The organism is Actinomadura sp. NPDC049753, from assembly GCF_040674655.1.
Taxonomy (GTDB): Bacteria; Actinomycetota; Actinomycetes; order Streptosporangiales; family Streptosporangiaceae; genus Spirillospora; species Spirillospora verrucosospora.
The window spans coordinates 1-6,513 of record NZ_JBFARL010000306.1; the positions used below are offsets into that span (position 1 = coordinate 1).

General features: G+C 74.0%; 5 protein-coding genes. 4 read left to right on the plus strand and 1 reads right to left on the minus strand.

Annotated features, from left to right (window positions below):
* The first annotated feature begins 18 nt into the window (after window positions 1-18).
* From AB0K37_RS39285 to hpnH, 4 genes are read left to right on the plus strand one after another with little or no spacing between them, the layout of a single operon-like run.
* Window positions 19-135: an FAD-dependent oxidoreductase gene (locus AB0K37_RS39285; protein ID WP_363990511.1), complete on the plus strand. Its 117-nt coding sequence runs from the start codon at window positions 19-21 to the stop codon at window positions 133-135.
* Window positions 132-1,157, plus strand: a complete 1,026-nt coding sequence (locus tag AB0K37_RS39290; RefSeq protein ID WP_363990500.1) for a polyprenyl synthetase family protein — start codon at window positions 132-134, stop codon at window positions 1,155-1,157. Before AB0K37_RS39285 ends, AB0K37_RS39290 begins: the two co-directional genes overlap by 4 nt.
* Entirely contained in the window at window positions 1,157-3,133 is a 1,977-nt protein-coding gene (shc, locus tag AB0K37_RS39295; protein WP_363990502.1) for a squalene--hopene cyclase, read from the plus strand. Before AB0K37_RS39290 ends, shc begins: the two co-directional genes overlap by 1 nt.
* Complete coding sequence (gene hpnH, locus AB0K37_RS39300; protein WP_363990505.1) at window positions 3,134-4,138, plus strand: adenosyl-hopene transferase HpnH; 1,005 nt, start codon at window positions 3,134-3,136, stop codon at window positions 4,136-4,138. It begins immediately after the preceding gene.
* A gap of 40 nt (window positions 4,139-4,178) precedes the next feature.
* On the opposite strand, the gene AB0K37_RS39305 is transcribed toward hpnH, so the two are convergent.
* Window positions 4,179-6,164, minus strand: coding sequence for a phosphatase PAP2 family protein (locus AB0K37_RS39305; protein WP_363990508.1), 1,986 nt, complete (start codon window positions 6,162-6,164; stop codon window positions 4,179-4,181).
* Window positions 6,165-6,513 lie beyond the last annotated feature (349 nt).

Genomic DNA, 6,513 nt, shown 5'->3' on the forward strand with positions numbered 1-6,513 from the left:
CGCGCGCCGGGCCTGTACCTGGCCGGCGCGTGGACCGACACGGGCTGGCCCGACACCATGGAGGGAGCAGTGCGCAGTGGTCTCACCGCCGCCCGCCTGGTCCGCCGCCACCTGGAGAAGGTGAAGGACCGATGACGGCCGTGCCCGTTTCGCTGACCGATGTCCGTGAGCTGGTCGACGGGGCGCTGCGCGCCGCGGTCGGGCGGCTCGATCCGCGCACCTACCGGGTCGCGGCCTACCACCTCGGCTGGACCGACGAGGAGGGCCACCCGCGCAAGGCCCCGGCGGGCAAGGCGCTGCGCCCGGCGCTGGCGCTGCTGTCCGCGCGGGCCGCGCTGGCTCCCCCGGAGAGCGGGCTGCCGGGCGCCGTCGCCGTCGAACTGGCCCACGCGTTCTCGCTCCTGCACGACGACATCATGGACCGCGACCGGACGCGCAGGCACCGCCCGGCGGCGTGGACCGTGTTCGGCGAAGCGTCCGCGATCCTGGCGGGCGACGCGCTGCTGGCCCTCGCCGGCGAGGTCCTGCTGGAGGCGCCCGGCCAGGGCTCGGCGCGGGCGGCCCGCGCGCTGGCGGCCGCCGTCCGCCGCCTCGTCGCCGGGCAGTCCCTCGACATGGACTTCGAGACGCGCAGGCAGATCGGCGTGGACGAGTGCCTCACGATGGCGTCCGGCAAGACCGCCGCGCTGCTCGCGTGCTCGTGCGCGATCGGGGCCGTCCTGGACGGCGCGCCGGACCGGCTGTGCGCCGCGCTGGAGGCGTTCGGCGAGGACCTCGGCATCGCCTTCCAGCTGGTGGACGACCTGCTCGGCATCTGGGGCGACCCGGCGACCACCGGCAAGCCCGCGCTGTCGGACCTGCGGTCCCGCAAGATGTCGCTGCCGGTCGTCGCCGCCCTGAACTCCGGGACGCCGGAGGCCGCGCGGCTGGCCGAGCTGTACGCGCGGCCCCTGCCCGCCGAGGAGGAGGCGGCCGGGAAGGAACTGGCCGAGGCCGCCGGGCTGGTGGACGCGGCGGGCGGGCGCGCCTGGGCCGAGATGGAGGCGGAGAGCCGCATCCAGCGCGCCGCCGAGCACCTGCTCAACGCGCGGCTGCCGGACGCCGTCCGCGCCGAGTTCCTGCACATCGCCGACTTCGTCACCTGCCGGGACCACTGATGACGACGACAGAGCCCACCACGGAGCCCACCACAGAGCCGGCCCCAGAGCCCGCCCCCGGGAAGGCGCCCGCCGCGGGAGCGCCCGTCGTCGCGGAGCCGCCGGCCGCCGGCGGGGCGGCCCGGACCCGGTCGGCCGCCGAGGCGCTGGAGGCCGCCCGCGACCACCTGCTCATGCTCCAGTCGCCGGAGGGCTGGTGGAAGGGCGAACTCCAGACCAACGTGACGATGGACGCCGAGGACCTGCTGCTGCGCGAGTTCCTCGGCATCCGCGACGAGGCGGACACCCGCGAGACCGCGCGCTGGATCAGGTCCCAGCAGGCCGCGGACGGCACCTGGGCGAACTTCCACGACGGACCGCCGGACCTGTCCACGACCGTCGAGGCCTACGTCGCGCTGCGGCTCGCGGGCGACCCGCCCGACGCGGGCCACATGGTCCGCGCCGCCGCGTTCGTCCGCGGCGGCGGCGGCATCCCGGCGACCCGCGTCTTCACGCGGTTCTGGCTGGCGATGTTCGGCCGCTGGCCGTGGGAGAGACTGCCGGTGCTGCCGCCGGAGATGATGTTCCTGCCGCGCTGGTTCCCGCTGAACGTCTACGACTGGGCGTGCTGGGCGCGGCAGACGATCGTCCCGCTGACGGTGGTGGCCGCGCTGCGCCCCGTCCGGCCGCTGCCGTTCTCGCTGGACGAGCTGTATCCCGGCTACGACGTCCCCCCGGCACGCCGCCGGGGCCTGTCGGGGTGGGACGCGGCGTTCGGGGCGCTCGACCTGGCCCTGCACGTGTACGAGCGGCGCCCGGCGAAGGGGGTGCGCAGGGCCGCGCTGCGCCGCGCCGCCGACTGGATCATCGCGCGGCAGGAGCGCGACGGGTCCTGGGGCGGGATCCAGCCGCCCTGGGTGTACTCGCTGCTCGCGCTGCACCTGCTCGGCTACGGCCTCGACCACCCGATCGTCCGGCGGGGCCTGGACGGGCTGGAGCGGTTCACGATCCGCGACGACCGGGGGCGGCGCCTGGAGGCGTGCCAGTCCCCCGTCTGGGACACCGCGCTCGCGATGAACGCCCTGGCCGACGCGGGCCTGCCCGCCCGGCACCCCGCCCTGGAGCGGGCCGCCGAATGGCTGATCGGCGAGGAGGTGAGGGGTCCCGGCGACTGGTCGGTGCGGCGCCCCGCCCTCCCCCCGGGCGGCTGGGCGTTCGAGTTCGACAACGACTGCTACCCCGACACCGACGACACCGCCGAGGTGGTCCTCGCGCTCGGCCGCGCCGGGCATCCGATGGCCGAGCCGGCGATCGAGCGGGGGGTGCGCTGGATGGCGGGGATGGCCTCCCGGGACGGCGGGTTCGGCGCGTTCGACGCCGACAACACCCGCGCCCTGTGCCGCAGGCTGCCGTTCTGCGACTTCGGCGAGGTCATCGACCCGCCGTCCGCGGACGTCACCGCGCACGTGGTGGAGGCGATGTCCCACCGCGGCATGGCCGACTCCCAGGTGGTCAAGCGGGCCGTCGTGTGGCTGCTGAAGGCGCAGGAGCCGGACGGGTCCTGGTTCGGCCGCTGGGGCGCCAACCACGTGTACGGGACCGGCAGCGTCGTGCCCGCCCTCATCGCGGCGGGCGTCCGGCCGGGCAAGCCCGCGATCCGCGACGCGGTCGCCTGGCTCGAGCGCCACCAGCGCGACGACGGCGGATGGGGCGAGGACCTGCGCTCCTACCGGGACCGGACGTGGATCGGGCACGGCGCCTCCACGCCCTCGCAGACCGCGTGGGCGCTGCTCGCCCTGCTGGCGGCCGGCGAGCACGGACCGGCCGTCGAGCGCGGGATCCGCTGGCTCGTCGAGCACCAGCGGCCCGACGGCACCTGGGACGAGGACCACTTCACCGGCACCGGCTTCCCGGGCGACTTCTACATCAACTACCACCTGTACCGGCTCGTGTTCCCGCTGTCGGCGCTCGGCCGGTACCTGAAGGAGAACTCCTAAATGGCGATGCCACTGCGCCAGAGCCTGCGCGTCGGCGGGTACGTCCTGCGCAACAAGCTGGCGGGGCGCACCAGGTACCCCCTGATCATGGAGCTGGAGCCGCTGTTCGCGTGCAACCTGGCGTGCGCGGGCTGCGGGAAGATCCAGCATCCGGCGGACGTGCTCAAGCAGCGGATGCCGGTCGAGCAGGCGGTCGCGGCGGTCCGCGAGTGCGGCGCGCCGATGGTGTCGATCGCGGGCGGCGAGCCGCTGATGCATCCGCGGATCGGCGAGCTGGTCGCCGAGCTGGTGCGGATGAGGCGGTACGTGTTCCTGTGCACGAACGCCGCGCTGATCCCCAAGAAGATCGATCTGTTCCGGCCGTCCCGCTACTTCGCGTGGGCGGTGCACGTCGACGGGCTGCGCGAGCGGCACGACGCGTCCGTCTGCAAGGAGGGCGTGTTCGACCAGGCGGTGGACGCGATCAGGATGTGCCGGGAGCGGGGGTTCCGGGTCACGACGAACACGACCGTGTTCAACACCGACACCCCGCAGACCGTCATCGAGGTGCTCGACTACCTCAACGACGAGCTCCGCGTCGACCAGATGATGATCTCGCCCGCGTACGCCTACGAGAAGGCGCCCGACCAGGACCACTTCCTCGGCGTGCAGGAGACCCGCGCCCTGTTCCGCAAGACGTTCGCCGACGGGCGCCGCGAGCGGTGGCGGTTCAACCACTCGCCGCTGTTCCTGGACTTCCTGGAGGGGAAGGTCGACTTCCCGTGCACGGCGTGGGCCATCCCGTCGTACTCGCTGAAGGGCTGGCAGCGGCCCTGCTACCTGATGGACGACGGCTACGCCGCGACCTACCAGGAGCTCCTCGACACCACCGACTGGGACGCCTACGGGCGGGGACGCGACGAGCGGTGCGCGAACTGCATGGCGCACTGCGGCTACGAACCCACGGCGGTGTTCGCGACCATGGGCTCGCTCAAGGAGTCGCTGCGCGCCATGCGGAGCATCTGAGCCCGCCGGACCGCGGAGGGTCCGGGCCCGGAGCGTCTGATCACTCCGGGCCTTTCCGCAGTTCCTCGAAGACGTCGCGGACGGCGTCCATCAGCGCGTCGGCGTCGTCCGCCAGACCGGGGTCGAGGGAGAGGCCGAAGCACAGGTCGCGGTGGACGCCGAGCCCGGCGATGGCCAGGGGCGTGCCGGGGGCGAGCGGGACGATCGGGTAGACGGCGGTGAGCGGGGCGCCGCACAGCCGCAGAAGCCGGTCGGGCCCCGGAAGGCTCGACACGGTGCCCTGCAGGAACCGGCCGCTGTAGGACATGCGCGCGAAGCGGGCGTGCAGCGGGGGCGGCATCAGCCGTCCGGCCTGCCACATCACGAACCACGCCGCCTGCGCCCGCGTCCCGGAGCGCAGCACCCGGCTGCGCCTGGCGATCACGGCGAGCCGGTCGTGCTCGGCCATCTTCCCGATCGGCAGGTCCACCATCACCGCGGTGGTGTGGTTGCCCACCATCGCGCTGCCCGGCGGCCGCATCATCAGCGGGACCGCGACGCGGCACGTGCCGGGCCGGCCGTCCTCCTCGCTGACGGTCCGGTTCAGGGCCCCCGCGACCGCGCACAGCACGACGTCGGTGACGCGGGCGCCGTGGCGGCGGGCCACGTCCCGCACCGTGCCGAGCGGGAGGACCATGGTGCCGAACCGGCGCTCGGACGTCCCGGCGGCGGGCAGCGGCTCCGGCCTGCCGACGGCGGTGGCGAGCTGGCCGAGGCCGACCACGGTGGCCAGCGCCTTGCGCAGCGGCGCCCGGGGAGGCGCGGCGACCGGCTCGGGCGGCGGCTCCATCAGGTACACGGCCTGCGCGACGATGCCGACGCCGTCGGCGACCACGTGGTGCATCATGTAGACGACCGCCGTACGGCCGGGCTCGGCGCCCTTCAGCACGACCATCCGCCAGGGCGGCCGGTCCAGCGGCAGGGCCTCGGACTGGAGCCTGGCCACCTCGGCGCGCAGCCCGGCCATCCCGTCGACCCGCTTCTCGACGACGTGCCACTCCCAGTCGACCCGGTCGAGGTCGCGCCAGACGGGGCGGCGCCAGCGGCCCCGGTGGACGAGCCGCTGCCGGAAGCGGGGCAGCCCGTCGAGGCGCTCCTCGATCACCCGGACGAGGTCGGCGCGGCCGACGTCCTCCCGCGAGGTGTCGAGCATGATGACGCCGCCGGGATGCTGCGGGGCCTCGGGCGTCTCCACCGCGAGGAAGAACGCGTCCGGCCCCTGGACGCGCGACGCGGGCGGCCGCGCGAAGCGCTCGGCTAGGTACACCGGCACGACCACGAACGGCACGGCGGCCACGGCGTCGAGCAGGTAGTGGTTCGCGGTCGCCAGGATGACGTAGAGGGTGACCAGGATGTGCACGGTGTTCAGGCCCTGCACCCACCGCTTGGCCTTCACGCGCGCGAGCTCGACGCCGACCCACAGCGTCCAGGCCATGTGCAGGGAGGGGACGGCGGCGAACTCGTCGGCGTGCTTCACCAGCGGCGACCCCCACGACCCCCAGGTGCGGCCGTTGGTGACGGTGTCGACGAAGCCGAGGTCGGCGGGCATCAGCCTGGGCGGCATGACGGGGTACAGCGCGAAGCACGTGAGACCGGCGAGGTTGAGCATGACGAAGGCGTTGCGGGCCGTGCGGTACCGCTCGGGGTGGCGCAGGAACAGCCAGACCAGCAGGGCGAGCGCGCTGGCGACATAGGTGATGGCGTACTCGTAGTTGGCCAGGACGCGCAGGACGGGCTGGCCGGCCAGCCAGCCGTTGAGGGCGGGCTCCACGTCGATGTGCAGAGCCCGCTCCAGCGCGTACAGCGACTCCCCGTGCCCGCGGGCGGTCGCCTTCCTCGCCTGCTCGGGCAGCATCGTCACCACCGAGTAGAGCGCGAAAACCGCCAGGCCGAGCACGAGCTCGTTCCTGGCGCGGAGTCTCCTCGTGCCCGTGGCGCCCGGGGTGAGGACCGCGTCCTGCGCGGCGACCGCTTCCTGTGTGCCCATCGTCCCCCTCGCCCACGGTGGTACCCACGGACGCGCGCGATCAGACGGCCTTGGCCGCATTCGGAGACTATGGCCGGTTTGTCCCCGCGACTCCGGTCGCGCATCGATCCGGATTCGGGAACCATCTGGCCGATCCGTACGTCTTCGATATATCGTTGTCGTATCGCGAGAGGTCATAGAGAGCTCTCAGAAGGTGGTGCAGAACATGGGGCACATGCACGGCCGCGGGCCCTGGGGCCGCGGCGACTTCCCGAACTTCGGCGCCCTGTTCGGCGGCGGGCCGGGCCCCTGGGGCCCGCCCGGCGGATTCGGCCACGGGCCCGGGCCGCGCCCCCGCGCCCACGGCGGG